Consider the following 15942-nt stretch of genomic DNA (forward strand, 5'->3'; position numbering starts at 1 on the left):
TCACCTTTTCTTATTTGCGTTTTTTTCTCTTTCCATTCTGATCTCTTGTCTTATAAGGAGAATGGCAGACTGATAATCTTTTGTTTCAATCAATTGGGAATTGTACAGTTCCTTCAATTCGGCTTCCATGAGCTCTAAATCAGCCACCCTGTCACCGATGTATATAAAAGTCCCGAATTTTTTCAGGAACTGCTGGATGTCATAAATCGTTTTCAACTTAATCTCCTCAATGTTTGTGAAAATAAGAGCATGTATACATTACTTAAGTATAATGGATACTTGATACCTCCTCAAGAGTACAGGATAAGTTTTTAATGAAAAAGGAAGCGTTTTAACGGAGTATTGTTGATTGTACAAAAAACTGCAGACAAGCTCGATTTCCATCGGGTTTGCCTGCAGTCTGCATTCAGCACACTTGCTGCTTTTTAATTAGCGGTCGGGATCCTGTGGTTTCAAAATCCTCGGTCTCCGGTTTTTTAACGGAATTGGGGAACGTACGAGTACATCCCGGAATGCTCTCATATTGAACGGGATAAATGGCCATAAATATGGCACTCCAAAGGAATTCATTCTTGCAAGCATGATTATGAACAAGGTTATGCCAATCAGGAACCCATATAGATGGAAGGATGCTGTAAGTACGAGAAGGAATATCCTTACCAGCCTGTTCGCAAGACTCATTTCATAGCTTGGAGTAGCGAATGTGCCAATCGCGGCAATCGCAAGATAAAGGATGACCTCGTTTGTCAACAACCCGACCTCGACTGCCACCTGTCCGATCATCAAGGCTGCCACAAGTCCAAGCGCGGTTGCCAATGATGTCGGAGTGTGGATGGCTGCCATCCTTAAGACATCTATTCCCACCTCTATGATAAGAAACTGAAGAAACAGCGGGACCTGTCCCGGATCGTTGGGTCCAATATAGGAAAGTTTATCTGGAAGCAGTTCGGGCTTCACAGCAAATAAATACCACAACGGAAGCAGGAAGAGAGAGGTCCAGACTGCAAGGAAACGGACCATCCGAAGGTAAGCACCTACGAGGGGTTTATTCCTGTATTCCTCGGCATGCTGCAAGTGATGCCAGAAAGTGGTCGGCGTAATCATGACGCTTGGTGATCCATCGACAATGATGCACACATGTCCCTCATACAAATGAGTTGCCGCAGTGTCCGGCCGTTCTGTGTACCTTACTGTCGGAAATGGATTCCAATGACGTCCGCAAATAAATTCCTCGATCGTCTTTTCTCCCATCGGAAGGCCATCGGTATCGATTTTACTGATTGAATCCTTTATTTTCTTAACCATTTCCGGATCCGCAATGTCCTCTATATAACAGACGACGATATCTGTCTGCGATCTTCTTCCTGCCTGCATGTATTCCATTCTTAATGTACGGTCGCGGATTCTCCTTCTTGTTAAGGCTGTATTGAAGACCAATGTTTCTACAAATCCGTCTCTCGATCCCCTTACAACCCTCTCCGTATCTGGTTCCTCCGGGCCGCGTACAGGGTAAGTCCTCGCGTCAATCAGGATGACTTCGGAAATCCCATCGACCACAAGGGCAGTTGGGCCGGCGAGAACCATATCAACCACTTTGTCCAGGTCGTCCGTCGTTTCTACCTCAACATACGGAATATATCTCTTGACCATTTTTTTCAGTGTATCGGCATCAAGTGTTCCAGGCTCGAGCTTAGCGAGTAATTGCATGATATAGAGCATGATATCATCCTTCGCAAAACCATCAACAAGGAACAAGGCCATGTCCCGGCCTGCATACTGAACATCCATCTGAATGACATCGAAGCTTATTTCGGTTCCGAGCTCTCTTTTTAAAAACTCGACATTATCTTTCAGGTTCTCCTGTACGGGATGTTTCGTTCTATCTGTCATATTCTATTCAAACACCTTTCATTACAGCACTACCCATTATTTTCCTTTCTCCATCATAGCCAAATAAACAGAAAAACATACTGGGAGGCATGGACAAAGGACAAGAGTCATATAGTGGTTATATCGACTAACCATTTGAAAGTAAAAAGGATGAGCTGAATGAAGAAGTATTTATTTTTGAGCATCAGTGCCCTTGCAATAGCTGTTTCGGCATTATTAATCCAACTTCAAGTTGTCATGCCCTCTGAGGAAACCATTACCTTTTTCCCCTTGAATGATGCTGTTCAGTATAAGAGCGCGAGCACCACCTTGACGCTGGAGAAAAACAAGCATAATAACCTTCACAGTGTCGATTGGAAAGCCAGTTCCATCCTTGACAGAGAAGCATACTTAAGACAGGATATGGGGCTTTTATATGTAAATGGGATTTTGAAAGGAAAGGTTGGGAAATGGGAACAGGACACAGCGGATTTAGCACAGGAAGAAGTCATTTCAACCCGGGAAAGCGCCAGGTACGATGCCATTACCTTCCATTACTCTGAACTGCATGGTAACGGAGACAAAATTACAAGCGCCCAAAGAATGTCAGATGATCTGCTGTATGTCATTGACTCACGATTCAGTCCATTGCAATCGTTCAGGGTTGCAAAAAGCAACCTGGAGAGGGACTGGAAGCAGGTTTTGGATAAGGCAACTGGCAACAGGATTGCTAAAAGCCTCAGCAAAGCAGAAAAGAATTATGGAATCAACGCGGCCAATTATATTGCCATTCGCCTGAGTGAGGTCAGAAAATACGAAGATCAGCCTCTCCCCGGGTTTTCCCAGCAAGAAACGGACAATATCCTGGGTAGACTTTGGGAAGGTTTGTATAAGAACTATTATCTGGGCATAAAAAAAAGCAATGGCACTGTCACAGATCCGCTGGACAGTACCATACCATTGATTTTGATTGCGAAGGACAAGAGCCATCTGCTGGTAGTTACGGAGACAAAGGATGGCGAAAGTATCGTCCTTAAGCAGCTTCTTCCAGGTAATACCTGATCTGCTCGAGGGTCTTTTGATAGCTGTCCTGCCCGGGTTCAAGTTCGACGGCTTTCTCAGCATAGACTATCGCTTCGCTAAAGTTCTTTTCCTCAAAATAGATTAACGCAAGATTATAATAGGCTTCATGGAAACCCGGCTCCTTCTCGATGACACTATGAAGATGTTTTTTTGCATCACCAAGGCGGCCCAGCTTTATTTCGGTGTAGGATAGCAGGAATAACGTCTCGGCAGAAGGGTCTGCTCCTTCTGAATAGCCAGCCAGAACGTCATATGCCTGGTTAAACTCCTCCGCTTTTATATGCTGCTGGGCAAGAACCAAAACGGATCTTTCATCAACAAGTTCGGCCTTACCGCTGAACCCATATTGAAGGGAAAGAAAAATCACCGCAGCGGAGACAGCAAGAAAGGTCAATTGCAGCAGAGGCTTCTTCTTTTTTGGGAGATGCAATATCCCTGCTGCCGCAAAGCCTCCAATCAGTCCGCCAATATGTCCGGCATTGTCAATTCCAGGGATGGTAAAACCGAACGCCAGGTTAATGCCCAGTACGATGAGGATATTAAGCCCGAGTGTTCTCCAAAACAGCCTTGGATTCGTGACGCCGAAATAAAGCAATGCCCCGAAGCAGCCGAAGATTGCCCCGCTCGCTCCTGCAGACAGATTCGGGCTTAAGATGAAACTCGCCAGCACTCCGCTGAATCCTGCAACGATATAAATAAATAGAAATCTAAAATTGCCATACAACCGTTCAACCATTGTACCTAAATAAAACAATGCCAGCGTATTCATGAACAGATGCAGCAAACCGATATGAATGAAGATCGGCGTAAAAAACCGCCACCATTCCCCTTCAAGAATAAGCGGGTTGAACTTCGCTCCAAACTTGATCAAGGTTGAAGTTTCTGTGCTCCCCCCTGCAGCTTCAAGAACCAGAAAAACAAGAACCTGAATGGCAATGAAAATATATGTGAAAAATGGCTTACCATACTGAAAGACTGATTGCTCCGCCTTTGCCCTTTCCGCTGCTGTATCCATTGCATTTTTCTTTACCAGCTCGATTTCTTCGTAAGAATAGTCATCCGCCGATTCCATCTCTATTGGCTCACCAAATTTGGTTCCCAGATCACGTATCGCTTCAACAGCATTGGAACGGTAAACTAATAGTGAGTCAACGATTACTTTGCCATTATCGGTCTGTAATGGTTCAGCGAACCTGAACTCATAATCATCCACAGGGGGATAGGCACTAAAGTATATGTTTAAAACCCTGAAGTCCCCTTTGGCAAGTTTTTTCCTGATACGCTCCCCGTTTTCTCCAGTCCTTTCAATGTCCCGCTGAAGCCAGTTGCTCCAGTCAAGATTATAATGAAGCAGACGAATCACCTGCGCATTTTTGTTTTCCGTTTTCTCAAGCCATAACTCTCCCTGATCCCTGGAAAGCTGCAGGATACGGTATTCCTTTTTTTCGATAAGGAACTCCGCGACCTTCCAAAACAAATACTCTTCCAAAAAAGCCAACTTCTCCCCTACTTTCTTTCCTGATTCGGGCTTATCATCTATCCTTATTTTTTCCTCTATAAAAATATTATAAACTATAAGACCTTGCCCAAGACATTCAGAGCTCTCAAAAACAGAAAAAGACCTGTACAGGTCTTTTTACTGGAATTCAGAAGGTCCAGAGAACACAGATTGCATCATCCTGCTTCTTATGCCGGGAAGTCCCATGATCGACCCCACAGCTACACGGCGGAAAAACCTGTTGCCCAGAAGCATGTTCATAAGCCGATACCTGTTTTCAAAAACAAAATAACTTGCAAGCCCAAGCATGAAGATAGAAATTATTTTCCTGACCATATACATCCCTCCACTTCTATTTTGAGAAAAAGGACATATTTTTATCCATTGCCGTAAAAAAAATCCACTCGTAAAAACGCATATATAATAGAAGAAAGCGGTTTCATTCGCTAGCCAAAAAGAGGAGCTGCCATTAGAGCAGCTCCAGTCTATTAACCCCTCAATACCGGTTCCATTACTTTCCTTAAGACTTCTACTGAATGATCGAATTTCTTTTGTTCTTCTTCATCCAGAGAAAGCTCCACGATTTCCCTGATGCCGCTGCGGTTGACCACTGCTGGTACGCCAATATAAATATCTTCATGGCCGTATTCCCCGTTCAGATGCGCGGATACAGTAAGAATGGAATTTTCATCTTGCAGGATCGCTTTTGTTAACCTGACAAGACCCATCGCAATACCATAGTACGTAGCGCCCTTTCGCTGGATGATATGATAAGCCGCGTCACGGACATTTGTAAAAATATCTTCCAAGTCATCGTTCTTATAATCTTCTCGGTCCTTCATCATCTTGGCAATTGGCTTTCCGCCAATATCAGCATGACTCCAGACAGGAAGTTCAGTGTCTCCATGTTCGCCAATAATATACGCGTGGACATTCCGTGTATCCACTTTGAAATAGTCTCCCAATAGGAAACGGAATCTTGCTGTATCCAGAATTGTCCCTGAGCCAATGACACGCTCTTTAGGCAGGCCTGAGAATTTCCATACTGCATATGTCAGGATGTCGACAGGGTTTGTTGCGACAAGGAAAATCCCGTCAAAACCGCTGGCCATGACTTCATCGACAATGCTTTTAAAGATCTTAGTGTTTTTCTCAACAAGATCCAGTCTTGTTTCTCCTGGTTTTTGATTGGCACCGGCACAAAGCACGACCAAATCTGCATCCTGGCAATCCGCATAAGAACCAAACCATATTTTCGTCTGCGAAGGCGCAAATGCCATTCCGTGATTCAAGTCCATTGCGTCGCCTTCAGATTTTTCCTTATTCAAATCAACAAGTACGAGTTCTTCAGCGACTCCCTGATTGACCATTGCAAAAGCATAACTTGATCCTACGAAGCCTGTTCCTACCAATACCACACGATTCACACGATTTTTCATCTCGCAAACCCCCTTTAATGATTTCCACAATTAGATTGTACATTAATTCACAAACTTTATGTATTACTTTTAAAAGCAGAAAACGTTATCATTCTAAACATTTTGTTACAAAGCCATTCTACAGGACCATATATACAATCATTCCCAAGATCGCGGCTGTAAAACATGATAGGAAATTTACTGCATCATTATTGATGACTGCATACCCGGATACTTTCTCAGTGATTTTTGCACAATGGACTGTTTTTTCAGTATGCAACCCGCATTCAGCACATTTGAATCCCGCCTGGAAGTAGGCACCCATCAATGTATCAAGCGCCGTTCCCGCCATTCCCCCAAAAAAGATTCCAAAAACCCAGGCCGGCTCGATTTCGAATAAAGAATAAGCAGACGTCGCAATCAACAGAGAAGCAGCGACAGAGGCAAGCGTGCCGAAGCCTGAGACTGCACCTGAGGTCCCGCGCGGCACTCTTTTAAATGCTTTTACCGACATAGGCTGCTTCTTGCTTAAAACCCCAAGTTCAGAGGCCCAAGTGTCCGCATTGGCGCTTGCAAGCGCAATCGCAAACATAATCAGCCAAATGAAGTTTGGTTCGATGAAGTTCGCCAGGCCGGCGATCGCACCTGTTCCTCCATTGGCTGCTACCTGCACCCAGTCTCTGGCGGAACCTTTTTCATGAATCTCCCCAAGTTCCTCTTTCTTCTTTCGTTTATATCGTGAAAGCAAACTGGAGGTCAGAAAGAATATCCCCATCAACAACAAGCCGTTAATTCCGAAACCAATCCATACAAGGAGTCCTGTTACAAATGCGGCAAAAGCCCCCGATGTTTTTAAAAGCTTGAAATATACAGAGGCAGCTGCAATCAACGCGATAAAGGCAACTGCTAAAAGCTGATCAGTCTCCAATAAGGATGACCCCTTCACTGCTAATAATTTTGCTTACGGGAATATCATGGCTTTCGATGGGAATGTCGGGCAAAAGCTGTTCCTTAAAGGCCAGGGATACAGTATTCCCTTGATAGTTTGCCAGAAATCGGTCATAGTATCCTCCGCCAAACCCAAGTCTAAAACCATTTTTTGAAAAAGCCAGTCCAGGGACAATTACAAGGTCTATATCTTCCGGCTTTATCTGATGGGTTTCTGAGACAATCGGCTCGTATAAACCATAATAGACAGATTCCAGCTGTGAAAACCGCTTCAGCTCCCTGAAATCCAGCCCCCGTGACTTCGGTTCACATTTAGGAACGACCATCCTCTTTCCTTGCTCCCAGCCTTTCCTGATGATTTGAAGTGTGTCTACTTCCGGAGCTTTGGAAACAGTCACCGCAATCGTGGAAGCCTTCTGCCAATCCTCATCCTGAAATAACTGCTGGGCAACCTGATAAGAGAAATCCTCATATAAAGGCAGGCTTAATTCAGATAATTTGGCTTTTACCGAATTACGCAGCTCTTTTTTCGCATCCATCCTCTATCCCCCAAACTTTAATAAATATATGTTATGTATCAACAATACCATTCCTGGTTAAAACTGAAAAACTTTTCAGGGAAGAAACATCGCTGCCTTCTCCATGCAAGGGCAAAAAACAGGTTTTTTCCAACAAAAAAAGCAGCTGGGAAAGCCCCGCTGCTTATTTTGTTTCACGATGTAAAGTTGAGCGCTTTTCTCTTGAGCAGTATTTCTTTAGCTCAAGACGGTCTGGGTTGTTACGCTTATTTTTTTTAGAAATATAGTTGCGCTCTCCGCATTCTGTGCAAGCTAATGTAATGTTTACACGCATGTATTTTCCCTCCAAACTATTCTAGCTAGTTTCGTGCATACGACTTTTCTATAATATCATTTTTTGTCGGGAATTGCTAGTGTGTTTTTCAAAAGCATTGAATTCAAATTCACAACTGTACTTTTTTCTGTTCCTTCTATCATCCAGCAGCTGCTTTTTTGCGTTTCACGAGGGCCCATTTTCAAATCCAGTGAAAACAGGCTGGCGGCTGCTCCCTTCGCCATGGGCTGATAATTAAGCCTCCCTGAATCCCGGCAATTCCACAGGCGTTCCGTGCTGACATTCCAGATTGGCTGCACAGTGCATTGCTTCATTCTGCCGTTGTTATTCATTCCATTTACGAGATAAATCTTTTTGTCTGCGAAATGGAAGATGACATCTTCATTTGGCGATACAAAGCTGAATTGATCTTTTGCAGTTTCAGCATGCCGCTGCATCAGGATCAATTTTGCTTCCTTCTCTTCCTGGGAATGGTTAGTAACATAGAGATCGAAAAACTCCACCTTTGAATGTACATTTGCCTGTTTAATTTTTATCGATAGATCCTCACGCGGTAAAAGCTTTTCTGTCGTATTGCCCAGCCAATATATTTTTCCATCGATCCAAATCCCGGGGCTGAAGATCAATGGTTTCATTCCAGGTTCGAAATCCCCTTCATTGTCTACATGGAGATAAGCATTTGTCTTCATCTAATACCCTCCTTTTGGGCAAATGTTGTGATTGACCTACTATATAATGTATCAGTTGCCTTTGCATTGTGTTCCCAGCTGAATTTTTCCGTGATTCCTTTTTGGCCTGACTTGGCCATATGATGAGCCAACGAATGGTTTTGCTGAATCCACAATATCTTTTGTGCCAGATCTTTTTCATCCCCGGGTTCCATGTGAAAACCAGTCTTTCCATCCTCGATCAATCCCTGCATTCCGCCTGTTCTTGATAAAATCGTTGGGACACCTGCCGCCAGAGCCTCTGCAGCCGCAAGCCCAAATGGCTCATAACCACTTGCGAACACCGCGATATCCGCTCTTTTTAATAATGCTTGCCGAACTTCCTCACTTATGAAACCGATAAACTGGACAGAATCCTGAAGGCCCATTTCCCAGACTTTTCTCCTGTAGGTTTCCAGCAGCGGGCCATTTCCTGCAATGACGAAGCTTAATTCCGGTGCTTCTTGTTTTAAGAGATTGGCTGCCTCAATAATCGTCGCAAATCCTTTTTCTTTCACCATTCTTCCAATGGAGAAAACCACTTTTCGATCTTTCAAGAATGGAAATAGTTCTTCTATTACAAGTTTAGAGATATTCACTTCCTCAATTGCAGTCCCATTTGCTATGACCGATACCCTATCACTGGTCACATCCAGTAACCTCAAAACCTCATCCTTCATAAAATCGCTGCAAACGATGATTTCCTCAGCAGATCGGCATAACTCTTTTTCCTTTGAAAATACAAACTGCTGGAGATTTGTAAAAACCCCTTTATTCCGTCCGAATTCGGTCCCATGGATGGTTGCAATCAACGGTATGCCGAGCATTTTGCTCAAAAATCCACCAGCAGGCCCCGTCAACCAATCATGAGTGTGCACCACATCGAAAGAAATGTGTCTGGAAATGGAAAGAGATTCTTCGATAATAGCTAAATTCAGGCCTCCAATCCATGCAAGAAAATCCGGATCCTCCTCATTAAGAGGAGCCACTCTATGAATATGGATTCCCTCCTGTTTTTCATAGTCGCTGGAATTTGACGGTTTTGCTGTCACGACATGGATTTCATTGTCTAACTTGCTAAGTTCAAGCGACAGCGCATGAACGTGTCTTGCAAGCCCGCCGACAATATGCGGCGGATACTCCCAGGAGAGCATCAGGATGTTTTTTGTATGCGCAATCATTTCCTGCTGCTCCCTTCAAGGTCCTCATAATAGGTATAGGTGCTTACCTTTCCCACCCATCCAGGAACTCCCTGCGGTCCAGAAGCAATGTGAGCTGACCCGGGATTTTGCATAATGGGATTTGACCTTAACAGCGGAAAAAATTGATTTCCGGCGCGATACATCCCCAGTTCAACCAGGAAATTGCAATCTGGTTTTATTCCCTTAAACAGCCAGCTTTTGACCTCCGGACGGATAAACACTTCCTGGAGCAACTTATTGGAGGTGCGATCATAAAGGCGCAAGATCAATCCAGGCTGCTCGTCTTCCAGATTGAAATAATGGCTCACGAAACGGATTTTATCGTCAAGGAGCTGCCAGTAGACATAAAGTTTCCCAGGTGAAAGAATTTTGGCAACCAAATGATCCTTAATCTTCTTCGTATTAAAGCTTCCTTTCGTCACACTGCACCCCCAAACCAATCATTATATGAATGAAATCGTTTATCTATTCTATAAATTTATGTTAGCATGTTACTTTGCTGGCCACAATGAACGCAAATTGTCGTAATTTGCATCTTGCGGAACCTGCTGAATGAAAACGTTCAATTAATTTTCCATAGTCTTTTTGAGCTACAAAAATGGAGGCTTTTCGACAAGGTTTACAGTGAATGGAAATCATAATAAGACAAATCTATCATTTTTTTTCAGAAAAAAAATATGAATCGAATTTTCGACAACTGAATGGTAAACTAGTTCTATGTGTTCTAATTACAGCTCGGGAGGAAATATCATATGGGCTCTATAATCATTAGCCTGGTAGTCCTGGCAGCAATCCTGTTAATACTTTCTTTTTTCCTGAAAGACCCATATAAGGAATTGCGTGAGGAAATCGACCAAGTGACCATCCAACAAATTCAGGACTTATACCAGATCAAGAAAAAGCTGAAGGTGTTGGAGGAAGAATTGCTTGTTAATGATTCCATGCTGGAAAGGCAATCTACTTTCAATTCAGGCAAAAAGCAAATCCATGACATCATCAAGAACCAAGTATGGTCCCTTGCTCAACAGGGAATGGATATCAACCAAATCGCAAAGCAATCATCTCTTACTACCCAGGAAGTTCAAGAAATCATTAACGAATTTGTTGATAAAGGACAGATTGTATGAATAAACGAACAGCACAAGCATTCGCATTAGGACTATTGTTTTCAGCCGTTCTCCTATGGGCCGGCAGCAGCGTCATCGCGGAAAAAGAGCCGAAAAAAGAAGCACCTCAGGAAATTGCTGTATCCGACGCAAAAAAAGTTCTTGAAGGTAAAGGCTTCCAGGTATTGAACAGCACTGAGTTTTCCGAGCTAAATGAGAAAGCCGAAGCTGCTGTGAAGGAAGAAAAACCAAAAGAAGAAGCGCCGGCTGAAAAGGCAGAAGAAAAAGAAGAAGTAAAAGAAGAGAAAAAGTTCACGCTTGTAATCGCTGGCGGCATGTCACCAGGTGACGTAGCCATCATGCTGAAGAGCCAGGGAATCATCGACGATAATAAGAAATTTGAACGATTCCTGATTGACAAAGGCTACCACACAAAAGTGCAAATCGGACAATACGAACTCACCACAGGCCTCGATTATCACCAGATCGCTAAGATTATTACTAAAAACAGATAATGTTGTTCCCTGGCCCCTCTTTGTGAGGGTCTTTTTTTATCCGGGACTGATTCCAGGTATACTCTTCGGGACTTTTCTGGGAACTATAAGCTGTGGGGAAGAAATGTCTACTGCTTTGGACAAAATACAAAGCTAATACAGAAAATGGTCCGAACATCGTTTCCACAGAAATAAACAAAGGCTGTCCCATGAGATTCACTCTTGGGACAGCCTTTTTCAAATACCTTTATTGATTAAGATCGTATCTTTTCCCTTTTACAAGGTAGAAGACGTTTTCAGCGATGTTTGTAACATGGTCGGCTGCTCTTTCCAGGTAGCGGCTGATGAAGGACAGCTGTGTGATTTGGGCCAGCTGCTCTGGCTTGGATTGTGCCAGGCTTAGTAGTTCTTTGATCGTCTGCCCATAGAGGTCATCCACCTGATCGTCCATCTGTGCTACCTGCTTCGCCTTGTTCAAGTCCTCTTCATTGTATGCTTCCAGTGATAGCTTGAGCATTTCAACGGAAAGCTTGTGCATTTGCTTGATATGCTCGATTGGTTTGACCAGTGGTTCTTGCCCGATTCTGATTGTTGATTTAGCAATGTTAACAGCAAAATCAGCCATTCTTTCAATATCTGTTGCAATCTTGATCGCTACGATCAGCCTGCGCAAGTCTACAGCAACTGGCTGTTGTTTCGCAATCAATAGGATCGCAAAGTCATTGATTTCTTCCTCCATGATGTTTGCGTCCGCGTCATCCTCGAGGATTTTCAATGCCAGTTCAATATCTTTATTTTCAAGGGCTTCCAGGGATTGATCCAGTGCTTGCACCGCAAAGTTCCCAAGCTCCAGTAATTTTTCGTGCAATGTTTTCAGGTCTTCCTCAAACTTCCCTCTGACTACCATTCATCCTCATCCTTCCAATGAAATTCTTCGAAAAATCACCCGAAACGGCCGGTAATATAATCTTCTGTCCTTTTGTCCGAAGGGTTTGAGAAGATCTTATCAGTCTCAGCAAACTCGATGACTTCCCCATTCAGGAAGAATGCCGTCTTGTCAGAAATACGGGCAGCCTGCTGCATGTTGTGCGTTACGATGATGATGCTGAAATCCTTCTTCAATTCCTGAACAAGTTCCTCGACTTTCAGCGTTGAAATCGGATCGAGGGCAGATGTCGGTTCGTCCATCAGGATGACATCTGGTTCGATTGCCAGGGCACGCGCGATGCAGATACGCTGCTGCTGTCCGCCTGAAAGTCCGTAGGCATTCTGGTTCAAACGGTCTTTTACCTCATCCCAGATTGCCGCTCCCCTTAAGCTCTTCTCAACGATTTCATCGAGGATTTTTTTATCGCGGATCCCATGGATTTTAGGGCCGTATGCGATATTCTCATAGATCGACTTTGGGAATGGATTTGGCTTTTGGAACACCATTCCGACACTTGTCCGCAAATCTTCAACCTGGTATCCTTTTTCAAGGATGTTGCGTCCCCTGTACAGGATCTCACCTGAGATTTTCACACTTGGAACCAGCTCGACCATTCGGTTCAACGTCTTAATATAGGTCGATTTTCCGCAACCCGATGGCCCGATGATTGCTGTTACTTCATTCTCATTGATGGCCAGATTGATATTTTTCAAAGCATGGCCTTCTCCATACCAGAGGTTAAGGTCCTTCGTATCATAGACCACCTTCTTGGCATTTTCCTGGTTACCGGCTTTCATACTTAGATTTTCAGTTGTATGTTTTTTATCAGTCATTACAGTCATCTGTTAAAAACCTCCCAGACTAATATCTCTTTTGGAATTTATTACGAATCAAAATGGCAATTGAATTCATTACAAACAAAACTAGTAACAAGATCACAATCGTTGCGGCAGCCAGGTTGGCGTATTCAGCAACGAGCGCCGAGTCGATTGTCCAGTAGTAGATTTGTACTGGCAAAATCGTGAACTTATCAAAGATTCCGTCTGGAATAGGTATTAACAATGCAGGAATACCGATTACAACAAGTGGCGCCGTTTCCCCAATTGCACGGGACAAAGCTAGTATGACTCCTGTCAGGATACCAGGAATTGCAGCTGGCAAGACGACATTCTTGATTGTCTGCCATTTTGTGGCCCCCATACCGTAGGATGCTTCACGGAGGAATTGCGGAACAGCCCGGATTGCTTCCTGGCTAGCCACTACGACGACCGGCAATACAAGCAGGGCCATTGTCAGTCCGCCTGCTAATACGACTGAGCCTAAATCGAGAGCTCTTGCGAACACAGTCAAGCCCAGGATTCCGAAAACCACTGACGGGACACCCGCCAGGTTAGATATATTCGTTTTGATAAAAGAAGACACACGGCCCTTCTTAGCGTATTCTTCAAGGTAAATCGCTGTTCCAATGCCAAGTATCATGGTTACAGGTGCCACTACGAGCATCAGCCAGAAGGTTCCCATGATCGCTCCCCAAATGCCCGCTCTTCCTGGATCAGTTGATAATCGGTTCGTGAGGAAATCCATGTTGATCCATGGAAGTCCATCCTTCAGCACCCGGTAAATCAAGACGATCAACACAACCAGACCGAAAAGGGTTGCCAGTAAAAACAGGGTTTTCGCAAGAGTATTGGCGATCAAACGCGTGCCCATCTTCTTATGGACTTGAGTCGAATCAATATATTTCATTTTAATATTCCTCCCTGAACCTTCGAGAAATATACTGGGCGATCAGGTTCATAATCAATGTGAAGACAAACAAAGTCATTGCCACCGCATACAGGCTGTAATATAAAGTTGTGCCTGCAGCAGCCTCTCCTCCTGTTACTTCGACAATATAAGCCGTCATTGTCTGCATTGACTGTGTTACATCGAAGGTGAAGTTCTTTGAGCTACCGCTGGCAATCGCTACGATCATCGTTTCGCCAATCGCTCTGGAGATTCCGAGTACGAAGGAAGCGATGATTCCAGAGATAGCAGCCGGGATGACTACTTTCCAGGTAACTTCGAGTTTTGTCGCCCCAAGGGCCAATGCACCTTCTCTCATTGCATTGGGAACAGAGCTCATTGCATCTTCAGACAGGGAAGCTACCATTGGGATGATCATGATTCCCATCACAATCCCAGGACTCAATATATTCGTCGGTTCAAGTCCAGGAATGAACGATCTCAGCAAAGGTGTTACAAAGGTGAAGGCAAAGAAACCATAGACGATTGTCGGGATTCCCGCCAGTACTTCCAGAATTGGCTTCAACAATCTCCGTGTCTTTTCAGAAGCATACTCACTCAGGAATACAGCTGTCATCAAGCCGACCGGGATGGCAACCAGCATAGCAATTCCTGTAGAAATCAGGGTGCCGGTCAATAGCGGCAAAACACCGAATACCGCATTCTCACCCAATGGCTTCAATTTAGTGCCAGTAAAGAAATCTATGAAAGGAACGTCTCTAAAAAAGGCGATGGTTTCAGTTAATAATGTTAAAACAATTCCGATTGTCGTAAACACTGAAATGGCAGCTATCCCAAATAATATCTTCGGAATCAGCTTTTCAGTTGTGTTATTGATGCTTTTCGTCTTTTTCTTTTCTTGAATGATTTCACGCACATTCAACTTTTTGCCGCTGTCGTGAACAACGCTCTTTGCCACTTAAAAAAACCCCTTTCATCCTGCAAACCAAGGAAAACTTTCCCCTTAACGTACCCCATAGAACAATGATTCATTAAATTTGAACAGGCAAGGAGATGAGAAGGCTATACCTCTCATCTCCTCTTACTAAGGTCCTACTCCTTCATGCCATTCAGTTTGTCAAGAGTAGCTTGAACATCTTCGTCGGATAATGGTGCAAAACCAGTTCCTTTTGCTACTTCCTGAGCATTATTCATAGTGTAGATTGCAAAATCCAATACCTGTCCCTTTTCCTTCGCATTGTTCACATTCAAATAAGTGAAGACAGGACGCGTGAATGGTGCATAATCTCCATCTTCTTTAATCGTATCCAGTGATGGTTCCACTGGTCCGTTGCCGAAGTCAACCTTTACAGCCGAAAGCTTGTCTTTATTGCTTTCATAGTAACCATAGCCAAAGAACCCAATTGCATTTTTATCTTTTGAAACAAGATCCACTAGAGTAGAGTAGTCCTGCTGCAAATTAATGTTACCAGGCAGATCCTGTTCTTCCAGAATCGTTTCAAACATGAATTCATACGTTCCATGATTTTCATTAGGGCCATATGTCTTGATTTCTTCATCCGGGAAGTCAGGTCGTACATCGGACCATTTCTTCTTTCCTGCGCTTGCAAGGAAGATGTCTTTCACTTCCTGCTCAGTCAGTTCAGCAGCCCAGTCATTGTCTTTATTGATCACGATGGTAATTCCATCAAGTGCAACTTTCATTTCTTCTACTTCGATGCCAAGCTCTTCAGCTTTTGCTTTTTCTTCATCCTTTATCTGACGGGATGCATCGTTAAAATCTGTTCCGTCTTTCGCGAGGAATTTCTTGAATCCTGCTGAAGTTCCAGAGCGGCTGACTTCGACAGAAACATTTTCCTGTTCACCCATGTAATCCTCAGCCATGCGTGCCATGAATGGATATACTGTACCAGAACCATCTATAACAACGCTGCCTTCAAGTTCGTCACCGTTTCCACCAGCATTGTCTCCTCCACCACACGCTGCAGCGAACACCATGACAGCTGCCAGCATTAAAAACATGCTCATCTTCTTAAGACTCTTCATTAATTGATTCCCCCTACGAGATGTGGTTGTTTTGTCCTACAGACC

At 43.8% G+C, this 15942-nt stretch carries 19 protein-coding genes; 3 read left to right on the forward strand and 16 right to left on the reverse strand.

What is annotated here, in order from left to right:
• Positions 1–216, reverse strand: coding sequence for a YqgQ family protein (locus tag EJA10_RS10190; protein WP_125479892.1), 216 nt, complete (start codon positions 214–216; stop codon positions 1–3).
• A gap of 213 nt (positions 217–429) precedes the next feature.
• On the reverse strand, positions 430–1890 hold the full coding sequence (locus EJA10_RS10195; protein ID WP_125479893.1) for a spore germination protein: 1461 nt from the start codon (positions 1888–1890) through the stop codon (positions 430–432).
• A 159-nt stretch (positions 1891–2049) separates the two neighbouring features.
• Here EJA10_RS10195 and EJA10_RS10200 point away from each other — a divergent pair, with 159 nt between their 5' ends.
• On the forward strand, positions 2050–2931 hold the full coding sequence (locus EJA10_RS10200; protein ID WP_125479894.1) for a hypothetical protein: 882 nt from the start codon (positions 2050–2052) through the stop codon (positions 2929–2931).
• Here the strand turns inward: EJA10_RS10200 and EJA10_RS10205 are convergent.
• The 9 genes from EJA10_RS10205 to EJA10_RS10245 all read right to left on the reverse strand — a co-directional run bounded on the left by EJA10_RS10205 (position 2903) and on the right by EJA10_RS10245 (position 9999).
• Positions 2903–4441 (reverse strand): rhomboid family intramembrane serine protease, encoded by a 1539-nt coding sequence (locus EJA10_RS10205; protein WP_342773904.1) that lies wholly within the window; start codon positions 4439–4441, stop codon positions 2903–2905. The two genes, EJA10_RS10200 and EJA10_RS10205, sit on opposite strands and share 29 nt — an antisense overlap.
• 147 nt (positions 4442–4588) lie before the next feature.
• Positions 4589–4786, reverse strand: a complete 198-nt coding sequence (locus tag EJA10_RS10210) for a hypothetical protein (protein ID WP_125479896.1) — start codon at positions 4784–4786, stop codon at positions 4589–4591.
• 152 nt (positions 4787–4938) lie between these two features.
• Positions 4939–5889 (reverse strand): L-lactate dehydrogenase, encoded by a 951-nt coding sequence (locus EJA10_RS10215; protein WP_125479897.1) that lies wholly within the window; start codon positions 5887–5889, stop codon positions 4939–4941.
• Between the two features lie 118 nt (positions 5890–6007).
• A complete protein-coding gene (locus EJA10_RS10220) occupies positions 6008–6796 on the reverse strand; it encodes a DUF92 domain-containing protein (RefSeq protein ID WP_170169104.1) in 789 nt (262 codons plus the stop codon).
• Positions 6786–7355: a 5-formyltetrahydrofolate cyclo-ligase gene (locus EJA10_RS10225; protein WP_125479899.1), complete on the reverse strand. Its 570-nt coding sequence runs from the start codon at positions 7353–7355 to the stop codon at positions 6786–6788. Before EJA10_RS10225 ends, EJA10_RS10220 begins: the two co-directional genes overlap by 11 nt.
• A 163-nt stretch (positions 7356–7518) precedes the next feature.
• A complete protein-coding gene (gene rpmG / locus EJA10_RS10230) occupies positions 7519–7668 on the reverse strand; it encodes a 50S ribosomal protein L33 (RefSeq protein WP_125479900.1) in 150 nt (49 codons plus the stop codon).
• A gap of 56 nt (positions 7669–7724) precedes the next feature.
• The gene (locus EJA10_RS10235; RefSeq protein ID WP_125479901.1) at positions 7725–8357 is read right to left on the reverse strand and encodes a hypothetical protein; all 633 of its coding nucleotides are present in this window, start codon (positions 8355–8357) and stop codon (positions 7725–7727) included.
• Positions 8354–9556: a glycosyltransferase family 4 protein gene (locus EJA10_RS10240; RefSeq protein WP_125479902.1), complete on the reverse strand. Its 1203-nt coding sequence runs from the start codon at positions 9554–9556 to the stop codon at positions 8354–8356. The genes EJA10_RS10235 and EJA10_RS10240 overlap by 4 nt, the downstream gene beginning before the upstream one ends.
• Positions 9553–9999, reverse strand: a complete 447-nt coding sequence (locus EJA10_RS10245; RefSeq protein ID WP_170169105.1) for a DUF4912 domain-containing protein — start codon at positions 9997–9999, stop codon at positions 9553–9555. Before EJA10_RS10245 ends, EJA10_RS10240 begins: the two co-directional genes overlap by 4 nt.
• Positions 10000–10329: 330 nt before the next feature.
• Between EJA10_RS10245 and EJA10_RS10250 the strand changes: the two genes are divergently transcribed.
• Together EJA10_RS10250 and EJA10_RS10255 are read left to right on the forward strand one after the other, a co-directional pair.
• On the forward strand, positions 10330–10704 hold the full coding sequence (locus tag EJA10_RS10250; protein WP_125479904.1) for a hypothetical protein: 375 nt from the start codon (positions 10330–10332) through the stop codon (positions 10702–10704).
• Complete coding sequence (locus EJA10_RS10255; RefSeq protein WP_125479905.1) at positions 10701–11198, forward strand: hypothetical protein; 498 nt, start codon at positions 10701–10703, stop codon at positions 11196–11198. Before EJA10_RS10250 ends, EJA10_RS10255 begins: the two co-directional genes overlap by 4 nt.
• Before the next feature lie 226 nt (positions 11199–11424).
• Here EJA10_RS10255 and phoU read toward each other — a convergent pair whose 3' ends face one another.
• The 5 genes from phoU to EJA10_RS10280 all read right to left on the reverse strand — a co-directional run bounded on the left by phoU (position 11425) and on the right by EJA10_RS10280 (position 15897).
• The gene (gene phoU / locus EJA10_RS10260; protein WP_125479906.1) at positions 11425–12084 is read right to left on the reverse strand and encodes a phosphate signaling complex protein PhoU; all 660 of its coding nucleotides are present in this window, start codon (positions 12082–12084) and stop codon (positions 11425–11427) included.
• Between the two features lie 35 nt (positions 12085–12119).
• Positions 12120–12902, reverse strand: coding sequence for a phosphate ABC transporter ATP-binding protein PstB (gene pstB, locus EJA10_RS10265; protein WP_246017752.1), 783 nt, complete (start codon positions 12900–12902; stop codon positions 12120–12122).
• A gap of 64 nt (positions 12903–12966) precedes the next feature.
• On the reverse strand, positions 12967–13851 hold the full coding sequence (gene pstA / locus EJA10_RS10270) for a phosphate ABC transporter permease PstA (RefSeq protein WP_125479908.1): 885 nt from the start codon (positions 13849–13851) through the stop codon (positions 12967–12969).
• A gap of 1 nt (position 13852) precedes the next feature.
• The gene (gene pstC, locus EJA10_RS10275) at positions 13853–14809 is read right to left on the reverse strand and encodes a phosphate ABC transporter permease subunit PstC (RefSeq protein WP_125479909.1); all 957 of its coding nucleotides are present in this window, start codon (positions 14807–14809) and stop codon (positions 13853–13855) included.
• A 134-nt stretch (positions 14810–14943) separates the two neighbouring features.
• The gene (locus EJA10_RS10280; RefSeq protein WP_125479910.1) at positions 14944–15897 is read right to left on the reverse strand and encodes a PstS family phosphate ABC transporter substrate-binding protein; all 954 of its coding nucleotides are present in this window, start codon (positions 15895–15897) and stop codon (positions 14944–14946) included.
• Positions 15898–15942: the final 45 nt, after the last annotated feature.

It is taken from the genome of Mesobacillus subterraneus, assembly GCF_003937825.1.
GTDB classification, from domain to species: Bacteria; Bacillota; Bacilli; order Bacillales; family Cytobacillaceae; genus Mesobacillus; species Mesobacillus subterraneus.